Below are 21,297 nucleotides of genomic sequence, written 5' to 3' on the forward strand. Positions count from 1 at the left end.
TTCTTAAATTTAATCCAAATTCTAGCTATAAATCCGCTTAACTAAACGACATTGATTCACAATTCATAATTCATAATTCAAAATTCATAATTCAAAATTAAAAAAACATATGTTAGATCAACTTATTCAAATGGCTCAACAACAGTTGGCGCCTCAGCTTCAACAAATCGGCGTTCCTTCAGATAAGGTAAGTGGCGTATTTAATGTTGCAAAAGACACGGTAACGGATAGCTTAAAAAATGAAGCAACGAGTGGTGGACTTGATACTATCATGAGTATGTTTAATGGCAATGCTGCAGGTTCACAATCAAACTCCATGATATCCTCTTTATCCAATAACTTTGTTGCTTCATTAGCAAGTAAGTTAGGTATGGACCAATCTATGGCTACTAAAATTTCAGGACTTGTAATTCCATTTATTATGTCCAAATTTTCGAGTTCAGAAACAGGCACAGCTTCATCTGCAACAGATTTAGTTTCTCAATTAGGCTTTGGTGATATTGGGAGTTCACTAGGAAATATACTAGGGGGGAAAGATAAAGGAAGTGATTTATTGGGTGGTTTAGGGAAATTATTCTAAAAATTACTTCTTTAATCTAATTCAAAGGTCTGAATAGGTAACTATTCAGACCTTTTTGTTTTAAAGGTATCAAATTGAGTGTTATATTTGTTGTTAAATTTTAAAAATGGAATCTTCAGGAAATTATCTAAAGGAATTACTTTTCAATAGCACATTGCGGGTAAAATTATCTGCCTTATTTTTAATTGCAATGTACATCTTGCCAATTATTTCTAATTTGGTAATCATTGCCTTGTTTGCCACCCATATTGACAGTATTAAAGATTGGGAACAAAGTACTATTCTAATCTTAGGTATCGTATTATTCTTCACATCTAGCTTTTCAATCACATCTACCACTCTACTATCGGTTGTTTGTGGGTACCTTTTTGGATGGATCAGCTTTCCTGTATTACTAATCATGTTTAGTGTGGGGTCTCTTTTAGGATATTTTTTAGCAAATGTATTTGACAAAGGCACCATTATGACTTGGATTAAGACAAATGAAGTTGCGTATAATTTTATCGTAAAGTTAAATCAACGTGTAAATCTGATGGTTTTTGTAATGCGTTTAACGCCCATCTTACCTTTTACTGTTACAAATATTTTATGCTCGTATTTATCTGTTCCATTGAAAAATTATTTAGGAATGGGCTTTATTGGAATTGGAATACGCACGCTAGCGATGGTATATACAGGCTCACAAATTAGTTCTATCATAAATATAGATGATGATCCTGTATACAAAGCTCAAAAAATCGGATTCTTAATTTTATCTTTTGCTCTTTTTGGTCTTTTATATTATTTAGTCATGAAACAAAAAGATAAAATTATAAACGAATAAACGTATCCTATTAATAATTAATTTATACTTCAAACAAATCTATAAATGAAAAAACTTCTACTTTTATTCTCCCTATTTTTAACGGGGATTTACGCAGCATTCGGTCAAGCTGAAGGCAGCGTTGTTTCAGCAACAGCTCGTGCTGGTGTTGCAACAACTTTTGTTACAGATTACCACAGTATAGGTATTAACCCTGCAAATTTGGGTTTACGTACCAAATATGAAACAAAACATTTTACCTTTGGCCTTTTAGAAACCAACATATCTGGCTTTGCAAAAGGTGTTACAAAAAGCCAAATGAAAAACTATCTTTTTTCTGGAAAAAGCTTAAGTGTAGACAATAAAGTGAACGCTTCAAACATCTTTGCACAAAATAATATCTCATTGAATATTGATGTTATGTTATTGGGAGCAGCTTACCAATCTGATAAGTTTGGCGGACTGGCTTTCAGCATAAATGATGTTGTTCGAAGCAATGCCAACATGTCACAAAACTTTACAGATATGGCTTTTACTGGTGGATTATCTACAACCTATTTTAATCAATTAAAATTAACTAATAACACTACTGTTACAAATGATCCAAGCCAATACAACAATTATCAAAATATTGGTATTGATTCGGCTATATCTACAAAAGGCTTTACCCCTGGACAGATTTTTAATGGTACAAGTATTAAAGCACATTATTACAGAACAATCAATGTTGCTTATGGTAAAGAAATTTTCAGAAATGAAGTTTTTAATGTAAGTGTGGGTGTAGGTGTAAAATATGTAATGGGATATTATTACATGAATGCACAGTCTGATAACGGTGTTATTACAGGTAAGGTAGCTGAGAATCCTTTGTTCTCTTCAGTATCTGAATCACTTAATCTTCCCAATTCCAACCAAAAGAACAGTTATATTAGTCCACAAGGTCAAGGGTATGGTTTTGATCTTGGCGTTACAACAGAAATTTATGACAAGTTAAAAATAGGAGTTTCATTATTGAATGTAGGTAGTGTTAAGTATACCCGAAACACATCAACTATTCAAGAAGATACGATTCATGGATTAAAATATGACAATAGTACGGGCGATGCCTTAAAGAAATCCATTAATTGGACCCCAAGTAATTCATTTAAGGTAAACCTTCCAACAACACTCCGCCTAGGTGCTAGCTTAAGCTTATTTCAAAAGAAACTAGAAATAGGTGGTGACATTATTGTACCTCTTAATAAAGAAGCTGGAAATATCAATAAAGCAATATATGCTTTGGGTGGAGATGTACAGTTAAAGAACTGGATTAAACTTTCATCTGGTGTTTCTATTGGAGGCAATTTTGCAAATAATATTAATGGTTATGCAACCCATGTTTGCGTGCCATTGGGAGCAACATTTATAATGGGAGAAACGGGTAATTGGGAAATTAGCCTAGCAACGCGTGATATCATAAGCATCGTGGACTTTAATGGAAAAAGCCCACTTTATTCAGCAGGCTTGTGCGGGATAAGATTTAGAATGTAATTTTATATAAATTAGAATAGAGCGTAGAAGACACGTTCTATTCTAATTTCTTTTTTAAGTTTCCTTCCATATTTTTTTTAACAGAAATGGAGTTGCAAACGTTGTTACGATACCAATCAAAACTAAAATAGAAAACGTACCATGGTTTATAAAACCTGCTTTTAAAGCTATATCTGCAATCACCAACTCCATTATTCCTCGTGCATTTAATCCCACACCAATTGTTAATGCATCGTTGTGATTATAGCCTGCAAACGTACTTCCCAAATAACCACCTACAATTTTACTTGCAAAAGACACAAAAATAATAACCACTAAAAATGGAATATTATAAAGTGTATCCATTTGGAATTGCAAACCCACCGTTGCAAGAAATATAGGAACTAAGAATCCCATAGCAATTGTAGAAACACTTTTTTCAACTATTTTAAAATTTTCTTTACCTAACAATTCATTGCTCAATAACATCGCTCCGAAAAATGCGCCAATTACAAAGTGCAAACCAACGGCTTCCGAAACACTCGCAAATGCTAAAATAAAAACGAAAATAATGGCAAATAAGGATTCTTTACTTTTTAATGTCCCAACCATTCGATCAATTTTCATTTTAGTATAATTTTTCTTTTGAGACAAACGATCTACGATTCGGAAAGATATATATACCAATAAAATAAAAGCTATCAATTTCAGTAAGGTAAAGCCTACGGAAATGCCAATGTTACTTAATGAAATTTGATTGTAATCTTTACCAGAGGATTTAATTCCATCCATTAAAATACCCAGTATTGATAGAGCAACCACATCATTAAAAATAGCTGCAGAAACGATTTTGTTTCCTATATCCGTATGGAGTTTCCCTAAATCCATCAATATCCGAACACTAATAGGGAGTGCTGTTATGGAAATACATAAGCTTATAAATAAGGTTTCTACTATTTCTAAATCAAAGGCATATCCAACAAGTAACCCTGAAAAAAGTGGGACAAAAAAACCAGCAAGCGATATAAATAAATTCCGTCCCTTTAATCCCTCAATAATGTTTACAACATTAATTTCCATACCTGCAATGATCACAAGCATAAATACACCTAATTGTGAAAACACATTCAATTCTGAATTAACGTGTATGATATTTAATACCGATGGGCCTAATAATATACCTGCTAAAATTTCGCCCATCATGGCAGGCTGACCAATGCGTTCCATTAGCTCTCCCATTACCCGAGCAAAAGCTAACAACAATAATAATACTACAAAAAAAGGAAGCTCTGCAATTGGCTCCAATACATGATTCATAAATCCCCAACAATTATATAGCTCCTTTGATATAATAGAAAAATAGCTTGTTCAATGAACAAGCTATTTTATGATTTACATCACGTCTAAATCTTCATCTATTTCATCTCTCCAAGCAATAATACCGCCTTCTAGATTATACAAATTTTCATATCCAAAATTGCTCTCTAAAAACGTAATTGCATTTGCACTACGCTTGCCACTGCGGCAATGCACAATTACTTGTTTATCTTTAGAAATTTTATCTACGTTTTGAGGTATCGTTCCAAGTGGAATTAATTCACCACCGATTTGGGCAGATTCAAATTCAGCAGGTTCGCGTACATCTATTAATTGTATATCCGCACCTGAATCGATCAATGCCTTAAGTTCTGTTACGCTTATCTCTTTCATAATTCTGTAATATATTTAATATCAAATTTACTGTATTTCTTTAGCTATTTGAATGAAGTCAATATTATTTTTTCATGAACGAAGCATCATTTCTGCTCTTCTTTCATAGCTTTGGTAATCTCATCCATTTTTTTGACTTTATATTCAAAATCACCCTTCAGCTTATTTCGAATGTCATTTAATTGTTGCAAAATGTCATCAATACTATCAGGCAAAGCCTCTTCTAATAATTCACGCATCCGCTTAGCAAATGTTGGCGATTGCCCATTCGTAGAAATGGCAATTTTTAAATCACCTTTCTGAACAATAGAACCCAAATAGAAATCACAAAGTTCCGGAGTATCTGCCACATTAATGAGTACACCACCATTTTTTGCATCTAATTGAACTTGTGCATTTAACGGACGAATACACGTGGCTGCTACAACCAAGTCCATGTCAATTAAATCTGTTTGATTGTATTCTTTATAATTTAACGTTAATCCAGAATATTGAACAGACCAATCAACAATCTCTTTACTTATTTCAGGTGCAACAACATGGATTGTAGCAGCAGGACTATTCTTTAAAATTGCACCTATTTTTTCAGTACCAACAAGGCCTCCTCCAACAACAAGTACTTTCAGTTTATCCATTCTAAAAAAAACAGGAAAGAGTTCATTCCCTTTCCCGTTTTTATTCGTATTTAATATGTTATTTTCTGCATCCATAGTTTAATTCTATGTTAACTACAATTGTGCGTGGTATTTCAAGAACCAATAATTTCTTTTACTTTATGTTTCACAAAATCGGGATGCAATCGCACTACTTCGCCAATCACAATAACAGCAGGCGAAGATATACCCGACGCGGCAACATCTTGTACAATAGTGGAAACAACTCCGAGTACAAATTGTTCGTCTGGCATGGTACCATTATGAATAATGGCAACAGGCATTTCTGACTTGCCTTCATGTATAAATAACTGTACAATTTCGCTAAGCTTTGACATTCCCATCAATACAACAACTGTTGCATTTGATTTTGCAGCTAGCTGAATATCTGCGGAAAGTTGATGGTCACGAGTTGTACCAGTTAGTACCCAAAAACTATCGTTAATTCCACGGCGTGTTAACGGGATACGTTGCAATTCTGGAACAGCTATACTGCTTGAAATTCCTGGTATAACTTCGGTCTCTATATTGAAGGATTCAACGTAGACTAATTCTTCATGACCTCTTCCAAAGATGAATGGATCGCCACCTTTCAAACGCACAACATGGCCATGTTTCAGAGCATATTCAACTAATAATACATTAATTTGATCTTGTGGGAATTGACATATACCTTTCTTTTTTCCTACAAAGACCATTATTGCGGTAATGGGTGCAAAGCTTAAAATTTCATCGTGTATTAAAGCATCATACAAGACTACATCAGCAGATGATAAAGCCCGCATCCCTTTCAACGTTATTAACTCAGGATCGCCAGGACCAGCACCAACCAATGTTACTTTTGCTTTCTGCATATTATGCCGTAACAAGTGCTTTTGCTCTAAATGCTTTTATTTGAGCTATAAAAGATTCTACAAATGAAATATACGTATCTGCAAATTCTTTAGTTGGTTCAATTTCACTTACGCGTAATACATTTTCTGCAAACGTACCCGATGTAAATGAGAATTTATTTGTAGCAACTAAATGTTTATCAAAATCATTCATGATGCCTATTTGAGTATTACAAGAAACACCTTCGCCTGTCAAAATTGCTTTAGCGCCACATACAGCTGCTGCATAAGCAGCATAAATAGCATCTCCAAAAGATTCTTTTGATTGCAAACGTTTTGCCCATGCAAATTTTTCTTCTGTATCAATAATAAGCGTAGCTACTAAATCAATCATAACGCCAGCACATTCCCCAACACCAACTTCCGTAACATATTGCTCTTCGTGGCCCAAATCAATATAATCTTCCGCAGTTAATGTTTCCAAATCAGACAATGGTTTTAATAGTTTGTAGAAATACATTTTGTCTACGGCTATTTGTCTGCGGTAATAATCATTAAAATATTCGCCTTCTGTAGCATTTAAATCGTAATCATTCAAAATAACACGTACCGCTTCAACACAACGTCTTGTTGGTAATTTCAATACTTTATCTGCAATTGTACCTGTACCGTCAGGTTCCAATCCACCGCCTAGCATAACTTGCATAGCGGGTAAAACATTTACACCTTTTTTAATCGACATACCATGGAAGCCAATGTTACCAATCGTATGTTGACCGCAAGCATTCATGCAACCACTAATTTTGATTTTAATATTTTTATTGAAAACGGTATCTGGAAATTCTTCCAACAACATTTTTTCCAATTCAACAGAAAGTCCTGTACTACTAGATATCCCTAAGTTACACGTATCTGTTCCTGGACAAGCAGTGATATCTGCCGTACTATCAAAACCAGGTTCAGCCAAGCCAATTTCATTTAATTCATTAAACAAACCTGGAAGCGCTTCTTTTTTCACAAACTTCAATAACCAACCTTGGTTCACAGTTATACGAATGTCTTCCGATGCATATTTTTTTACAATTGCAGCAAATACACGTGCCTTATCACTTGCTAAATCACCTAAGTGTTGTTTTAATTGAACTCCAAAATATCCTTTTTGCTTTTGTTCAAATACATTTGATTTAACAAACCTTTCAAACTTAATAGCATCTACAGGAGTAGCTTCCACAAATGAATGAACAACAGGAAGGATCATTTCATCCACTAATGAGCGATCAATTTTATATGTTTTATCTTTAATCGCGTTACGTTCTTTTTCAACCAATTCTAAAAAAGCTTTAACACCAATACCATTAACTAAGTATTTCATACGTGCCTTATGACGCTTGGTACGCTCGCCATAGCGATCAAATACTCGGATCACAGCCGTAGTAAATGGAATCAATTGGTCTTCTTCTAAGAATTCATTTACTAATTGCGCTATAAAGGGTTGTGCGCCTAATCCGCCACCTACAAGTACTTTGAATCCACGAACTTCTTTCCCATCTAAAATTTTAACCCGTGGTATAAAACCTAAATCATGAATAAAACCGAAAGCTGTATCTTCTTCAGAAGTTGAAAATGAAATTTTGAATTTACGACCCATATCTTGACAGATTGGATTACGTAAAAAATATTCAAATAAATTATGCGCATAAGCAGATACATCAAATGGTTCCTTAGGATCTACTCCTGCTGTGTAAGATGCGGTAATATTTCTAACTGCATTCCCACAAGCACCACGCATGGTGATACCCACTTCTTCTAAATCATTCCAAACAAAAGCAGTGTTATCTAACTTAACGTAATGCAATTGTATATCTTGACGGGTAGTCAAATGTAAATTACTTGAGCCATATTTATCAGAAATATCTGCGATTCGAATAATTTGATCTGCAGTAACTTTACCGTAGGGTAATTTAATTCGGACCATCTGAACTCCTTCTTGACGTTGTCCATATACACCACGCGTCAATCTAAACGAACGAAACTTTTCAGAATCGATAATATTCGCTCTAAATCCTTTTATTTTTGAACTTAACTCAAGAATGTCTTCTTGAGCAGCAAGAGAAACCTGAGGTGCAAAATTAAAATCGGATGTATTTAGGGTATTACTATTCATGATTTTTGTGAATTTTCGTGTTTTGAAAGAGACTCCTTTGCGATTTGATATCAAAAGAAAGTTTAGACATCAAATTTAATAAATATTTTATAAATATAGACATTATCAAAATTTTATTTTAATTTTACAGTGATAAATACAGTAATAGCAAATATTATTTTGTTATTTATAGAAATAACAAATAAACAGTATCTATCTATGTTGTAGTCAAAAACTATATTTTGCTTTATAATTCATTTGTAAAATAATATTGGGATTATTCGATACAAAACAGCAAAATTAAACAACTACATGAATAGATTAAATGTCTAAAATCTGAGTTCTACAAATATGGAAATAGAATTAAACTTATTAAATAATGCCTACCATTTTGAAGCTAAAAATGAACAAGGCAACAGTATTTCTATCGATGCATCTCCAGCAATAGGCGGAGAGAACAAAGGTCCGCGACCAATGGAATTATTAATAATGGGTCTTGGTGGCTGCAGCGGAATTGATGTACTTAGCATTTTGCGTAAACAAAAAATTGAGCCTGAAGGGTTTCGAATCAAGTTGCATGCAGATCGAGAGAAAGATGCCGTTCCTTCCCTATTTACAGAGATATTAGTTGAATTTATTTTTAAAGGGAATATCGATCCAATAAAAGCAGAGCGTGCAGTAAAGCTGTCCATGGATAAATACTGCTCTGTTGCAAAGACCTTAGAAAAAACAGCAACAATCACGTATAAAATTACAATGGAATAATTGTTGATTTATAAAATCAACAATTATTCTAAGAAATAGATAACATAGAATCTGAAGAACGATGGAATATACCAATTTTGAAACACAAGCGATACGTACACAAACAGAGCGTAGTCAAAACAGGGAACACAGTACTCCTTTATACATGACTTCTAGTTTTGTTTTTGATGATGCAGAACAAGCACGTGCTATGTTTGCGGATGAAGTAAGCGGAAATATATACACCCGATTTTCAAATCCAAACAATTCAGAATTTATAGAAAAAATGTGTTTGATGGAAGGCGCTGAAGATGGCTTTGCTACTGCTTCTGGTATGTCTGCTGTCTTTTCTAGCATGGCACCTTTCTTAAATAATGGAGACCATTTATTATTGTGCAAATCGGTTTTTGGATCAAGCTTGCAAATTGCAACTCAAATTTTTCCAAAGTGGGGCATTGAACATACGTTTGCACCTATTGATCAACCTGAAATATGGGAAAGTTTAATCAAACCAAATACAAAAATGGTTATGATTGAAACACCTTCAAATCCTGCATTGGATTTAATCGATATTGAGTGGCTTGCAACATTATGTAAAAAGCACAATATTCTTTTAAATGTTGACAATTGTTTTGCGACACCTTATTTGCAATGCCCAATAAAATTAGGGGCCGACATTGTGACGCATTCTGCAACAAAATTTATTGATGGTCAAGGTCGTGCAATTGGTGGTATTATTTTAGGCACAAAAGAAATAATTAAACAAGTACGTTTCTTCTGCCGCCACACCGGTCCAGCATTATCACCATTTAATTCTTGGATATTCTCAAAAAGTTTAGAAACACTTGCTGTGCGCATGGATCGCCACTGTGAAAATGCATTAAAACTGGCGCAATTTCTAGAAACACATCCCGATGTAGAACAAGTAAAATATCCTTATTTGCCAAGTCATCCGCAATATGAGTTGGCCAAAAAACAAATGCGCGCAGGTGGTGGTATTGTAACATTCATCATAAAAGGTGGCGTTGAAAGAGGTAGGAAATTTTTGGATGCAACAGTAATGTCTTCACATTCTGCTAACTTAGGAGATACAAGAACAATTGTAACACATCCGGCATCGACTACCCACTCAAAACTATCCGATATAGATAGAGCTTCAGTAGGTATTTTACCAGGATCTATTCGCGTTTCAGTTGGATTAGAACATCCAGACGATATTATTGCAGATATCAAGCAAGCATTAGAAAACTCAAAATAATCTAACTTATACAGGAGAATGGCAACTATTAAAGCAACACTTTCTTCCATTCTCGAAAACAATTCAAAAAATACACAATTAGTTTGGTTAACACGTATCGTTAACTATCTAATTGTGGTATTGGTTTTACTAAATGTTTTAGCTGTAATTTTTCAGACCGAAAAAAGCCTTGCTATAGATTACAAAACCTTTTTCATCGTTTTAGAATTTATATCAGCAGCATTTTTTACTATAGAATATATTATACGTGTTTGGGTTTCTAACCTACATCGCAGTTACCAGGAGCCTTTTTGGGGTAGATTAAAATACATGCTAACACCCATGGCAATCATTGACTTATTATCTATACTTCCATTTTATTTCCTACTTTTTACAGCATTTGACCTTCGCTTTATCAGTATATTACGTTTTTTCAGAATATTACGTATTTTTAAGTTGAGGAGGTATTCACAGGCCGTTCATACAGTTTGGCAAGTAATTGTAGATAAGAAAGAAGAATTAATTATTAACTTTGCAACAATTCTTGTATTGCTTGTTATATCCTCTTGTTTGATGTATTATATTGAACATGATGTGCAACCCAAAGCATTTTCAAGTATACCTGCTACTATGTGGTGGAGCGTGTCTACCTTAACAACGGTAGGTTATGGAGACATTGTTCCAATTACCACATTTGGCAAATTATTATCTGCCTGCATCGCTATGTTGGGTATCGCCATGTTTGCTTTACCTGCCGCTTTACTTTCATCTGGCTTTACAGAACAAATAAAAAATCAACGCAGAAGAAATTTTCATTATTCATGTCCACATTGTCAAGCAAAAATTGACGGAAAAGATTTATTCAATGCTTAAAAAAATTCCAATCATTAGTCTCATCTGTGCAGTCATTTATGTGGCTGCAATAAAAATTATAACTGTTACCGGATTAACAATGTTGCAAATCCCTATGTTAGCACCTTTTGTATCCGTATCGATCATTGCTATTCCATTGTATTTTGGCATGTTGCATATCCGAAAAGTACATTACGACAACTCTATTAACTTCTCTCAAACATTCTATTCTGGAGTTATCATTTCAGTATTTACTGCAATATTTGTTTATGTTATTTTCTATTTATTAGAAATGAGCAACATATTAATTCCGGATTTAATTTTAGACAACCAACTAACTGCAGAAGCCTACATAAAAGCTTATAAACCTAGCGAAACAGAGATTGCTGAAATACACCAAAATACTAAAAACAGTATGGCCCCCTTTGTATTTGCTCAAGTCCATTTCATTATGGTCTTACTAATATCAGCCTTTAGCGCAACAATTTTATCTCTGTTTATTAGAAATAAAGACACCTTCACTGAAATTAAAAAATAATAAATTATGAAGAAATTAATTCTCACAACAACCATCTTATTTACATTTATAAGTATGGTTTCTGCACAGAAAATAGGCAATGTAACCATTCCCAAAAGCATAACAAATGCTACTTCTGCAGTAGGACTTTCAGAGGAAGATATCGCTAAAGGATTAAAAGAAGCGCTTACAAAAGGTGCAAAAATGGCAGCAGATTCTTTAAATAAAAAGAACGGATATTATGGAAATGCTTTGGTACGCATTCCTTTTCCACCTGAATTATCTAAAATGGAATCCACACTTCGTAGCATGGGTTTAGGAAATGAAGTAGATAAATTTATTGTTTCACTAAATCGTTCCGCTGAAGATGCTGCAGTCGAGGCTGCTCCTATTTTCACATCTGCAATCACAAACATGAAAATAACAGATGCTACAACAATTTTAACAGGCGCAGATACTGCTGCCACTTCGTATTTAAAAAAGGCAACATATCAATCGTTGTATTCTGCATTTAAACCACATATTACAAAAGCATTAGGTAATAACTTGGTTGCCTCACAATGGACTAACCTAGCAAACACATACAATAAATTGCCCTTGGTGCGCAAAAAAGTGAATGCTGATTTAATAGCTTTTACAACAGAAAATGCATTAAAAGGCTTATTTATAAAAGTAGCTCAAGAAGAAATTAAAATCAGAAAAAATCCTGCTGCACGTACCAGTGATTTATTGAAAAAAGTATTTGGTTCAAATTAAGAAACCTGCCCAAAGCTTAAGGCATAAAGCTAAAACATATTACATACGGGCTATTGAAATCACTTTTCAATAGCCCGTATTATTTTTTGCAATTCGCTTAATGTAGCATCTCGCTGTGTATGATATAAATTGGTATGTATCACATCTAACTTCGAAAGTGTATGCGCTAATTGTGATGCTTCTTCCTCTTCCAAAGGACCAAAAATAACAGAACCAATCTGTTCCATGTATGGATAACATCTTTGTAAAAACGCTTTTCCCTTTGCCGTAGTAGATATGGAAGTAGCACGTTTATCTTCAATATTCACTTTTTCTTTTACTAGACCCAATTGAATAAGGCGTTTTATAATTTCAATACCTGTGGTATACTCTGTTACATGTAAATCAATAAGTTGCTTTTTTGTAAGGGTGCCAAGCTCGGTTAATTTTTGTAAAAAAACAAAGTCATCCAAAGTCTTCAACTCCAGATCTACTAAATTTTTCCTAGAATAGAAAATAGACATTTTTGATAACCTGTTCAACGCCCTACCCAAAACTTTACCCCTTGGGTTTTCTTTTGTAAACTTTATCGAAACTTGTTTGTTACTACTATTGCCAAGTAAATAAGCTTTACAAAAATCATGGATTTCAGCTTTAGGATGCTCCTTTTCAAAAGAGTACCACAAATTGACCAATTCAACGAGCTTATCTGACATAATTCAATATTACGACGATATTGTTACATTTAAAAATATTTTACAATGTTAATATTGTTTTTAAACATACTTAAATTACATTTGATGTATGGTAATTGCTGAATTAAAAAATGCTTCGAAGGAATATCAAATGGGTGACCAAACCATTACAGCACTTCAAGCGACAAATTTTAAGGTAAACGATGGTGAGTTATTACTTATCATAGGTCCTTCGGGATCTGGGAAAACAACCTTATTATCCCTAATCGGTTGCGTTATCTACCCCAGTAAAGGAGAGCTATCCGTAAATAATGAGAATGTCAATGCAATGAGTCAAAGTCAAATGGCAAAGCTCAGGTTAAACACCATTGGTTTTGTATTTCAAAATTTCAACCTCATAGCGCCACTCAATGCATTCGACAACGTGATCCTTCCTTTGCAATTACAAGGGGTCGGTAACAAAGAAGCGAATCAGCGAACGGAAGACGCTTTGAAGAAAGTAGGCATGTTTGATCGAAAAAAGAATCTTCCAAAACAATTATCGGGTGGACAACAACAACGAATCGCAATTGCCCGCGCACTTGTTACTAACCCAAAAATAATTTTATGCGATGAACCAACAGCATCACTCGATAAAGATTCCGTAAGTGTTGTGATGAATGAATTAAAATCCTTAGCAGAAAATGGCAAAGCGGTTGTTGTCGTAACCCACGATCCACGACTGAAAGAATATGCGCACAGAATTGTGGAAGTAAAAAATGGAATAGTTACTGAATTAAAAGACTTAAGTCAAAATTTATGATACATAGAATAGTATTTATTGTTTGCAGCATTTCACTTTTTGCTTGCGGAGGAGAAAAAAAAGAAAAACCGCAATTGAATCAAATAGATTCAATGAAGATAAAAGAAGTAGTAGGTATCGCGAATATAGAGCCACTACAACGAATTTTATCACTTACCCCAGAAGTAAGTGGAATTGTAAAACAAATACATGTGGAAATAAGCCAATCTGTTAAAAAAGGAGAAGTCCTTTTTGTACTTGATAACGAAACAGAAACGGCTCAACTACATCAAGCACAATCAAAGCTTGCTACACAAAAAGCGGTAATTGAAAAAAACAGTGCTAACATTAAAACTGCTGAAACAAATTTAAAAAATGCCAACATCAATCTAGGTCGAGCTAAAAATCTATTTTCAGATGGAGCTATAACTCAAAAGCAATTAGAGGATGTGCAATTAACATTTGATACAAAGAGATTAGACGTAGAATCAAGCAAAACAGATTTAGATGAAGCTCAAAAAAGGCTTGTAGAATTGAGTGCTGATGTAGAGTATTATCAAACCTTGTTAAATAAAAAAACAATCAAAGCACCTTTAGATGGCACAATCCTATCGGTAAATACAAAACTTGGAGAAACAGTTACGAGTAGTACGGTTTTGTCAGATTTCGCTCCAAAGGGTCCAATCATGGCAATTACCGAGATTGATGAATTGTTCGCAGATAAAATAAAAGTTGGTCAATCTGCATTTGTTCGTGCGCAAGGAGATTCAATCGTTATTGCAAAAGGTAAAGTAATTTTAGCTGCACCTTATCTTAGTAAAAAATCATTATTCTCAGATAAAGCAGACAATCTAGAAGATAGACGTGTACGTGAAGTGCGTGTACAATTAGACAGTACAAAATCGCTACTTATTGGTAGCAGAGTTGAATGCATCATTGAACTAAAATAAGACTATGTTTTTTACAGCATTAAAATTTATTTGGTTCGACAAGCCTAAGTCCATTGGAGCCTTAGCTGGTGTTGTTATTTCGGTATTCTTAATCGGACAACAGTGCGGGATATTTATATTCCTTACAGATGCAATGTCCAGCTTGGTTCGAAACAACAGTGAATATATTTGGGTAACCGATGCAAAAACAACAAATGTAAATGCATTATCAGCCATTGATATTCGTTTAGGAAAAGAAATAGAAAGTGTTCCGGGTGTAAAAAAAGTTTCTCCGATTGTTATTGCAGGAGGCTCCGCTAAATTTGAAAATGGTTTATCAAGTGGCATTACACTTATTGGTTCTGAAGCACCCTATTTCTATGGTGGCCCTTATAACTTATATAAAGGAAGCAAAGAGGTTATGTTGCAAGAAGGTGCAATTATCGTAGATTATTTTGATAAAAAAACATTAGGTGAAGCTGAACTGGGTGACTATTTTGTAAAAAATGGAAAAAAAGTATATATAGCTGGACAAACGAAAGGCGTTCGTGGATTTGGTGGGCCTGCTTACTCCTTCACAACGATAGAACGTGCCCGCTATTTAACTAGTTTTTCAAAATACAAAGCCAGTGCCTTTTTAGTACAATGGGACAATACCGTTTCAAAAGAATTTGTCATAAGAAATATTGAACGACATGTTAGAGGAATCAAAGCATGGGATAGCGAAAATTTTAAAAATCAAACCATCCTTACTGTATTAAAATCAAGTGGTATAGCCTTATCTTTTGGCACATTAATAACTTTTGCACTAATCACAGGTTTTGTAATCATAGGTCTTACACTTTATTCATCCGCAATTGATCGAATAAAGGATTATGGGACATTAAAAGCAATCGGAGCAACCAACGGATACATCCGGAGATTAATATTAACACAAGCGACAATAATTGCTTTTGTTGGTTTTTTATTAGGCTATGGACTGGTTACAGCTTTTAAAAATGGCATTGCAAATGCAGGTACATTCTTTGAATACCCGCTATGGCTTAAAATAACATTCTTTGGTATCACATTATTTATTGCATTGGGTGGATGTTTATTTGCCATCAGACGCATCACAAAATTAGAACCTGCACAAGTATTTAGAGGTTAACCTTATGAACGCATTTATAAAAAACAGTTTAATAATACCTTTCTGCTTAATAAGTCTATTGACCTTTTCGCAGTCAGATACAAGCTTATCTTTAAGCTTGCAACAAGCAATAGATGTTGGCTTGGGCCAACGTTTTGATATAAAAAATCAAGAACTTGCCATACAAATTAGCGAAAGCAATCGTTTGCAAACTTTAAGTAAAAATTTACCTCAAATAAACGCAAGTATCGACTTTAGATACAACGCTATTTTAGCAACAAACTTATTGCCACCCGGAGCAATCAATAACAGCACAGATTATACTCCCGTAAAATTTGGTACGCCCTATAATACACTCACGTCCGTAACGGCAACTCAAAATATATTTAACGCTTCCGTTGCGGGAGACAAACTTACAAATAATGCTCAAAAGGAGTATGATATAATTAGTCTTGAAAAATATAAAATAGATGCAAAGACAGCTATAACACAAGGATACTATCAAGTACTTTTGAATGAAGAACAAATAAAATTAACATCGGACAATGTCAAAACTGCGGAAACAATATTAAAACAAGGTGAAAGTGAATATAAAAATGGCACCTTATTGCAAACAGATTTATTGAGATATAAATTAGATGTTGCCAATGCACAGAATCAATTAATCACTGCAAAACAAAATCATGAAAACAGTTTACTTATATTAAAAACAGCTTTAGTAATTCCGTTTTCTTCAAATCTTTATTTAACAGATTCATTGGTCAATCTAATTTCAAATGAAAACCAAGAAGTAAAAACTGAAACGAATCCAGAACAACGATATGAATACAAAATGGAATCAAGTTTGCTGCGATTAAATGAAATTCAAACTAAAAAAGTGAATCGTTCATATTTGCCTTCTGTATACTTATATGGTAATGCATCTTTACAAAATCAAAATAAGGAATTAACATTATTCAATACCAACACCTGGTATCCATTTGTATATGTTGGTATCCATGCAGACATACCTATTTTTGATGGCTTTCAAAAAAGCAGAACGAGTACAGGTTATAAACTTAAAACACTTCAGAATAAAAATAATTTAGCAAAGTTAAATTATGAAATTCAATCTGAAACGATCAATACACGAAATCAACTTTCTAGTTCTTTTAACCAATACCAACAAGCAAAAGAAAATTATAATTTGGCGCAGTCGATCATGAAATTAGATCAAGACCGTTACAAACAAGGCACCTTAACTGCTTCCGCATTAAAAAATACGGAGTATTCTTTACAAAGTGCACAAAATAATTATTTGACAAGTATTTACAATGTATTGGTTGCGCAGTTGAATTATAAGAAAGCGCTGGGACAATTATAAAAGCAGAACGCTTAAAGCTTAATGCCTAAAGCGATAAACCATAACGTTAGAGTAATTATTCAAGTAAAAAAAAGAGCTATCTATAAAATAATCATAGATAGCTCTTTTTTGCCTTAAGCCTTAAGCGTTCCGCTTTAAGTTTAATACCTCATATTCAACACCGTAATCCCTGCACCGCCGCTGTCTATGTGTTCATCGTTCATGGAAACAATTTGTTTGAATTGTTTCAGATGTTCACGCAACATTTTTCTTAAAATTCCATCTCCTTTACCATGAAGAATCCGTGCTTCTTCAATGCCTAAAATAAATGCATCGTTGATCCAACGATCTGTAAATGTGATGGCTTCTTCGGTACGTTTCCCTCTAAGATCTAACTGCATGGTAAATACTTGATGCTTTTGAATCAAGTCAACACCACCTGGCTTATTTCTTGGAATACGTTCTTCCGATTTATTTTTTAAATCTTTGGCAGTTGCCACAGCCAATTCAGAGAAATGTACCGTTGCTTTTAAATCCCCAATAAATAAGATAGCTAACTTCCCTTTTACTGATTCTATTTTACCCATAGCGCCATTGCTACGAATACGAACGATATCTCCTGCTTTCCAATCATAACGAATTGCTTCGTTATCTGCTTGCGTAAATTCAGGTTCTAGTGCTTTTTCATAGATACGGCCGACTTCACGTATTTCTTGACGAAACTTTTGTGCACTTTGTTTGTCCGTTGTATTCGTAATGGATTTCACCAATTCATCGGCCTTGTTGCTTGCCTTTTGAATGACGTGAAATGCCTCTTGTTTCGCTTCCAACATCAAACGTTTCCGCTTCTCTTGAAAATCTAATAGTTTCTCTTCATACTCTTTTGAAAGCTTTTCATGTTTTACTTTCATTTCTCTACCCGACTGAATTTCTTGTTGCAGTGTAGTACGCTCGCGTTCAATATCGCGCAGCAACATAGATAAATCTACTTGCTCTTGATCTAACTTTGTGCGTGCTTGTTCAATCAAGCGTTTATCCAAGCCCGACTTTTCTGCAATTTCTAAGGTAAATGAACTACCTGGCACTCCTATATCCAGCATGTACAAAGGAATCAGCTGGTCGGTATCAAAACGCATGGATCCATTAATCAATCCTTCCGTTTTTGAAGCCAATGCTTTTAATCCAGCATAATGGGTTGTAATAATACCCATTGCTTTCTGCTCATTCAATTTTTCCAAGGCTGCTTCCGCTATGGCAGAGCCATACATCGGATCCGTTCCACTACCAAATTCATCAATCAATAATAACGTTTTTGCATCTACATGCTTCAGAAAAAACGTTAAGTTTTTAATATGTGAACTATAGGTACTCAAATCATTATCCAAGGATTGTGAATCACCAATATCGATAAAAAAGTTTTCAAAAATACCAGCCACGCTTCCCTCCCCTACGGGTATCAACAAACCGCATTGCAACATGTATTGAAGCAAGCCAAGAGTTTTCATACATACAGATTTACCTCCTGCATTTGGACCAGACAATAATAAAATTCGTTGTTGTGCATCCAATTGAATAGACAATGGCATAACTACTTTTTTCACCTTCTGATTTTTCAACCACAATAAAGGATGTCGAGCATTTATCCAATTAACAACTGGTTGCTTTTGTAAAGCTGGTTTAATGGCTTGCACAGAAATCGCAAAGGTTGCTTTTGCTCGTAGATAATCAAACCATCCTACTAATGCATTTGCTTCAATCATAACATCTGCAAACGGACGAATAAAATCCGTTAATTGCATCAGTATGCGAACAATCTCTTTGCGCTCCCGAATTTCTAATTCCCGTACGCTATTATTGTAGGGCAACAGAGATATAGGCTCCATGAAAACCGTCTGTCCCGTGCCAGATTCATCATGAATAATACCTTGTACTTTTCTTTTGTATTCAGCCAATACAGGCAATACCAATCTTCCAGAGCGAATCGTAGCTTCTGTATCTTCAACCGTATAGCCTTCTTTCTTAAAGACGCGCAACAATCGCTCTACTTCTTTACGAAGCTTTATTTGTTCTTCTCGGTATTCTTCCCGTATCATGCGAAGTTCGTCCGAAGCCGTATCTCGTATAACACCATGATCATCGATTACCCGGTTGATAGACTTATATAAAGATGCATCTATTTTAACAGCATTGGCACGTTCTTGTAAATGTGCATATTGTTCGGTTTCTGTTTTCTTAAAAAAAGATTGGCAAGCAATTAATGTCGTTAGGAATAATTTACATTCCATCAATTCATCAATCTCAAGATAATTTCCTTCCAACCGAATTTTGTTTGCTAATTTTGTAATGTCTACAAAATCACGATCAGGAAATAATAAACCAGATTCGATTATTTTTTTAAACTCATCTGTTTCTTGTAAATCCTTTTCAATGGAAACTACATCATAGGAAGGAGTAAGTTCTTCTAAAATAGATATTGCAGCCCTTCCTTTACAGGATGCTTTTAATAATTCACGTATTTGGTCAAAACCAATTTTACTTTCTAAATCCGATGGATATATCATTCAATTCAAATATTTCAATGTATATGTAGCATTTTCATGCATACCTGTGTAAACATACGAGTCTTACAATATGTTCCACCAACAAAATTACAATAAAGCGCCGTGTTCGCCACAGCTTATGCCTTGAAAATCATATTTTTTTGTATCTTTTCAATGTTTTTTCATTATACCATTGACTTTGGAATCAAAATACCACAAAAATACCGCAGAAATAGAGGATGAATTGCATTGGATTGAAAAAGCCAAGCAAGATCCCAAGCACTTTTCCGCTTTGTATGAGAAATATTATAAAACAATATTCTTATATATATTCAGAAAAGTGAATGATATGGACGTGGCTGGAGATCTCTGTTCAGACGTTTTCTCTAAAGCCTTATCGAACATTCATGCATACGAGTTTAAAGGGGTACCCTACTCCGCTTGGCTGTATCGAATAGCAGCCAACGAAGCGAATATGTATTTCAGAAAATACAACAAACGCGTAACCATCTGCATAGACGACACCAGCATAGAACTTTTGAATGAAGACTTGCAAGAAAATAATGAAGAAAATATCTATCTCTCATTATTGCCCCTTTGTATGGAGAAACTAAAGCCAGACGAAGTTGCATTGGTACAATGGCGCTTTTTTGAAAACAAAGCATTTAAAGAAGTGGGCGAAATTTTGCAGATGACAGAAAATAATGCTAAGGTAAAAACATACCGCATACTTGAAAAAGTTCGCAAATGGATGTTAGAAATGAAAGGGAAAAACGATGAGTAAATACGATATTAAAAAGAACCCTCAATTACCGAGCGACGAAGAAATAAATAAACGCAAAAACTTCGATAAGGTATTGAATAATGCGGCCATGTTCGACTATAAAAAAGCGACCAAACCCGTTTATAAAAACACAAAAGTACTGAGCATTGTTGCGGTAATTGCTGCCGTAGCATTGATATTTATATTTGAAACACACGAACAAGAAGAAAGCGTTGAGAAAGAAACTGAAATAAAAGACACGATCAAAAATACACCTGCTGTTCCACTCATTGATACACTAGTAAAAGAGTCTACAAGAGAACAAAGTCCTTCTTCAACAAACATCCCAAGTACTAATTCTCATGCTTCTACAACAACACAAGTACAAAGTGCTACACATATAACTACACCAAATTCACCTGCAAGCATAGCTGTTGCCAATGATTTAGCAAATTTCCCTGGTGGAGACGAAGCATTACATTCCTTTCTAATTTCTACAATCAAGTATCCCTACAATGCTGTTGAAACGCCTTATTCTGGTAAAATTGAAGTTGATTTAACAATTGAAAAAACAGGAGAAATAGGAAATATTACCATCTACCATTCGCCTAATGCAGCCATTAGCAATGAGATTAAACGCGTAATTAAAAAAATGCCCATTTGGAAAGCTGCAGTTAAAAACAACCAAGCTGTTGCATCAACGGTTACGGTGAACTTTCCATTTACGTATGTTGGGGAGTATTAGTGATTATAATTACATTTACATTTTTTAAAAAAGATATTAGAAATTTTGAAAACTACTA

General features: G+C 34.3%; 21 protein-coding genes. 14 read left to right on the forward strand and 7 right to left on the reverse strand.

The genetic code is table 11. The features are described 5' to 3' along the window. The first annotated feature begins 109 nt into the window (after nt 1–109). The 3 genes from Q0543_RS11105 to Q0543_RS11115 all read left to right on the forward strand — a co-directional run bounded on the left by Q0543_RS11105 (nt 110) and on the right by Q0543_RS11115 (nt 2,912). Nucleotides 110–580, forward strand: a complete 471-nt coding sequence (locus Q0543_RS11105) for a DUF937 domain-containing protein (RefSeq protein WP_299252737.1) — start codon at nt 110–112, stop codon at nt 578–580. Nucleotides 581–686: 106 nt separating this feature from the next. Beyond that, nucleotides 687–1,403 carry a VTT domain-containing protein gene (locus Q0543_RS11110; protein WP_299252740.1) on the forward strand — a complete coding sequence of 239 codons (717 nt, stop codon included), beginning with the start codon at nt 687–689 and terminating at the stop codon, nt 1,401–1,403. A gap of 45 nt (nt 1,404–1,448) precedes the next feature. Continuing rightward, nucleotides 1,449–2,912: a DUF5723 family protein gene (locus Q0543_RS11115; protein WP_299252743.1), complete on the forward strand. Its 1,464-nt coding sequence runs from the start codon at nt 1,449–1,451 to the stop codon at nt 2,910–2,912. Nucleotides 2,913–2,966: 54 nt separating this feature from the next. Here Q0543_RS11115 and Q0543_RS11120 read toward each other — a convergent pair whose 3' ends face one another. The 5 genes from Q0543_RS11120 to Q0543_RS11140 all read right to left on the reverse strand — a co-directional run bounded on the left by Q0543_RS11120 (nt 2,967) and on the right by Q0543_RS11140 (nt 8,251). After that, nucleotides 2,967–4,208, reverse strand: a complete 1,242-nt coding sequence (locus Q0543_RS11120) for a cation:proton antiporter (protein WP_299252746.1) — start codon at nt 4,206–4,208, stop codon at nt 2,967–2,969. 75 nt (nt 4,209–4,283) lie between these two features. Beyond that, nucleotides 4,284–4,601 (reverse strand): rhodanese-like domain-containing protein, encoded by a 318-nt coding sequence (locus Q0543_RS11125; RefSeq protein WP_299252749.1) that lies wholly within the window; start codon nt 4,599–4,601, stop codon nt 4,284–4,286. Between the two features lie 86 nt (nt 4,602–4,687). Beyond that, entirely contained in the window at nt 4,688–5,311 is a 624-nt protein-coding gene (locus tag Q0543_RS11130; RefSeq protein WP_299252752.1) for a bifunctional precorrin-2 dehydrogenase/sirohydrochlorin ferrochelatase, read from the reverse strand. A 38-nt stretch (nt 5,312–5,349) separates the two neighbouring features. Further along, nucleotides 5,350–6,108: a uroporphyrinogen-III C-methyltransferase gene (gene cobA, locus Q0543_RS11135; protein WP_299252753.1), complete on the reverse strand. Its 759-nt coding sequence runs from the start codon at nt 6,106–6,108 to the stop codon at nt 5,350–5,352. A 1-nt stretch (nt 6,109) separates the two neighbouring features. Then, complete coding sequence (locus tag Q0543_RS11140) at nt 6,110–8,251, reverse strand: nitrite/sulfite reductase (protein WP_299252756.1); 2,142 nt, start codon at nt 8,249–8,251, stop codon at nt 6,110–6,112. Nucleotides 8,252–8,581: 330 nt separating this feature from the next. Between Q0543_RS11140 and Q0543_RS11145 the strand changes: the two genes are divergently transcribed. From Q0543_RS11145 to Q0543_RS11165, 5 genes are all read left to right on the forward strand, one after another. Continuing rightward, complete coding sequence (locus Q0543_RS11145; protein WP_299252758.1) at nt 8,582–8,995, forward strand: OsmC family protein; 414 nt, start codon at nt 8,582–8,584, stop codon at nt 8,993–8,995. A gap of 61 nt (nt 8,996–9,056) precedes the next feature. Further along, complete coding sequence (locus Q0543_RS11150) at nt 9,057–10,232, forward strand: aminotransferase class V-fold PLP-dependent enzyme (RefSeq protein WP_299252761.1); 1,176 nt, start codon at nt 9,057–9,059, stop codon at nt 10,230–10,232. Nucleotides 10,233–10,250: 18 nt separating this feature from the next. Continuing rightward, on the forward strand, nt 10,251–11,084 hold the full coding sequence (locus Q0543_RS11155; protein ID WP_299252764.1) for an ion transporter: 834 nt from the start codon (nt 10,251–10,253) through the stop codon (nt 11,082–11,084). Beyond that, a complete protein-coding gene (locus tag Q0543_RS11160; RefSeq protein ID WP_299252767.1) occupies nt 11,077–11,601 on the forward strand; it encodes a DUF4199 domain-containing protein in 525 nt (174 codons plus the stop codon). The genes Q0543_RS11155 and Q0543_RS11160 overlap by 8 nt, the downstream gene beginning before the upstream one ends. A 6-nt stretch (nt 11,602–11,607) precedes the next feature. Then, entirely contained in the window at nt 11,608–12,336 is a 729-nt protein-coding gene (locus Q0543_RS11165) for a DUF4197 domain-containing protein (RefSeq protein ID WP_299252770.1), read from the forward strand. A gap of 59 nt (nt 12,337–12,395) precedes the next feature. Here the strand turns inward: Q0543_RS11165 and Q0543_RS11170 are convergent, their stop codons facing one another. Continuing rightward, entirely contained in the window at nt 12,396–13,031 is a 636-nt protein-coding gene (locus tag Q0543_RS11170) for a winged helix DNA-binding protein (protein WP_299252772.1), read from the reverse strand. A gap of 88 nt (nt 13,032–13,119) precedes the next feature. Here Q0543_RS11170 and Q0543_RS11175 point away from each other — a divergent pair, with 88 nt between their 5' ends. The 4 genes from Q0543_RS11175 to Q0543_RS11190 are packed head-to-tail and all read left to right on the forward strand — an operon-like array spanning nt 13,120 to nt 17,212. Continuing rightward, nucleotides 13,120–13,812, forward strand: coding sequence for an ABC transporter ATP-binding protein (locus Q0543_RS11175; protein ID WP_299252775.1), 693 nt, complete (start codon nt 13,120–13,122; stop codon nt 13,810–13,812). Further along, the gene (locus Q0543_RS11180) at nt 13,809–14,741 is read left to right on the forward strand and encodes an efflux RND transporter periplasmic adaptor subunit (protein WP_299252778.1); all 933 of its coding nucleotides are present in this window, start codon (nt 13,809–13,811) and stop codon (nt 14,739–14,741) included. Before Q0543_RS11175 ends, Q0543_RS11180 begins: the two co-directional genes overlap by 4 nt. A gap of 4 nt (nt 14,742–14,745) precedes the next feature. After that, the gene (locus Q0543_RS11185) at nt 14,746–15,870 is read left to right on the forward strand and encodes an FtsX-like permease family protein (RefSeq protein ID WP_299252781.1); all 1,125 of its coding nucleotides are present in this window, start codon (nt 14,746–14,748) and stop codon (nt 15,868–15,870) included. Nucleotides 15,871–15,874: 4 nt separating this feature from the next. Further along, the gene (locus Q0543_RS11190) at nt 15,875–17,212 is read left to right on the forward strand and encodes a TolC family protein (RefSeq protein ID WP_299252783.1); all 1,338 of its coding nucleotides are present in this window, start codon (nt 15,875–15,877) and stop codon (nt 17,210–17,212) included. A gap of 140 nt (nt 17,213–17,352) precedes the next feature. Here the strand turns inward: Q0543_RS11190 and Q0543_RS11195 are convergent, their stop codons facing one another. After that, nucleotides 17,353–19,752 (reverse strand): Smr/MutS family protein, encoded by a 2,400-nt coding sequence (locus tag Q0543_RS11195; RefSeq protein WP_299252786.1) that lies wholly within the window; start codon nt 19,750–19,752, stop codon nt 17,353–17,355. Between the two features lie 178 nt (nt 19,753–19,930). Here Q0543_RS11195 and Q0543_RS11200 point away from each other — a divergent pair, with 178 nt between their 5' ends. Further along, nucleotides 19,931–20,515, forward strand: a complete 585-nt coding sequence (locus Q0543_RS11200) for a sigma-70 family RNA polymerase sigma factor (RefSeq protein WP_299252788.1) — start codon at nt 19,931–19,933, stop codon at nt 20,513–20,515. Then, nucleotides 20,508–21,239 (forward strand): energy transducer TonB, encoded by a 732-nt coding sequence (locus Q0543_RS11205; RefSeq protein ID WP_299252792.1) that lies wholly within the window; start codon nt 20,508–20,510, stop codon nt 21,237–21,239. Before Q0543_RS11200 ends, Q0543_RS11205 begins: the two co-directional genes overlap by 8 nt. The last annotated feature ends 58 nt before the right edge of the window (nt 21,240–21,297 follow it).

The sequence above is a fragment of the uncultured Cytophaga sp. genome, assembly GCF_937863595.1.
Classification (GTDB): Bacteria; Bacteroidota; Bacteroidia; order Cytophagales; family Cytophagaceae; genus Cytophaga.

Excerpts from the sequence above, each read along its gene's own strand:
- Q0543_RS11105 (WP_299252737.1), top strand. The coding sequence starts at position 110 with ATGTTAGATCAACTTATTCAAATGGCTCAACAACAGTTGGCGCCTCAG.
- Q0543_RS11110 (WP_299252740.1), top strand. The coding sequence starts at position 687 with ATGGAATCTTCAGGAAATTATCTAAAGGAATTACTTTTCAATAGCACA.
- Q0543_RS11115 (WP_299252743.1), top strand. The coding sequence starts at position 1,449 with ATGAAAAAACTTCTACTTTTATTCTCCCTATTTTTAACGGGGATTTAC.
- Q0543_RS11120 (WP_299252746.1), bottom strand. The coding sequence starts at position 4,208 with ATGAATCATGTATTGGAGCCAATTGCAGAGCTTCCTTTTTTTGTAGTA.
- Q0543_RS11125 (WP_299252749.1), bottom strand. The coding sequence starts at position 4,601 with ATGAAAGAGATAAGCGTAACAGAACTTAAGGCATTGATCGATTCAGGT.
- Q0543_RS11130 (WP_299252752.1), bottom strand. The coding sequence starts at position 5,311 with ATGGATGCAGAAAATAACATATTAAATACGAATAAAAACGGGAAAGGG.
- cobA (WP_299252753.1), bottom strand. The coding sequence starts at position 6,108 with ATGCAGAAAGCAAAAGTAACATTGGTTGGTGCTGGTCCTGGCGATCCT.
- Q0543_RS11140 (WP_299252756.1), bottom strand. The coding sequence starts at position 8,251 with ATGAATAGTAATACCCTAAATACATCCGATTTTAATTTTGCACCTCAG.
- Q0543_RS11145 (WP_299252758.1), top strand. The coding sequence starts at position 8,582 with ATGGAAATAGAATTAAACTTATTAAATAATGCCTACCATTTTGAAGCT.
- Q0543_RS11150 (WP_299252761.1), top strand. The coding sequence starts at position 9,057 with ATGGAATATACCAATTTTGAAACACAAGCGATACGTACACAAACAGAG.
- Q0543_RS11155 (WP_299252764.1), top strand. The coding sequence starts at position 10,251 with ATGGCAACTATTAAAGCAACACTTTCTTCCATTCTCGAAAACAATTCA.
- Q0543_RS11160 (WP_299252767.1), top strand. The coding sequence starts at position 11,077 with ATGCTTAAAAAAATTCCAATCATTAGTCTCATCTGTGCAGTCATTTAT.
- Q0543_RS11165 (WP_299252770.1), top strand. The coding sequence starts at position 11,608 with ATGAAGAAATTAATTCTCACAACAACCATCTTATTTACATTTATAAGT.
- Q0543_RS11170 (WP_299252772.1), bottom strand. The coding sequence starts at position 13,031 with ATGTCAGATAAGCTCGTTGAATTGGTCAATTTGTGGTACTCTTTTGAA.
- Q0543_RS11175 (WP_299252775.1), top strand. The coding sequence starts at position 13,120 with ATGGTAATTGCTGAATTAAAAAATGCTTCGAAGGAATATCAAATGGGT.
- Q0543_RS11180 (WP_299252778.1), top strand. The coding sequence starts at position 13,809 with ATGATACATAGAATAGTATTTATTGTTTGCAGCATTTCACTTTTTGCT.
- Q0543_RS11185 (WP_299252781.1), top strand. The coding sequence starts at position 14,746 with ATGTTTTTTACAGCATTAAAATTTATTTGGTTCGACAAGCCTAAGTCC.
- Q0543_RS11190 (WP_299252783.1), top strand. The coding sequence starts at position 15,875 with ATGAACGCATTTATAAAAAACAGTTTAATAATACCTTTCTGCTTAATA.
- Q0543_RS11195 (WP_299252786.1), bottom strand. The coding sequence starts at position 19,752 with ATGATATATCCATCGGATTTAGAAAGTAAAATTGGTTTTGACCAAATA.
- Q0543_RS11205 (WP_299252792.1), top strand. The coding sequence starts at position 20,508 with ATGAGTAAATACGATATTAAAAAGAACCCTCAATTACCGAGCGACGAA.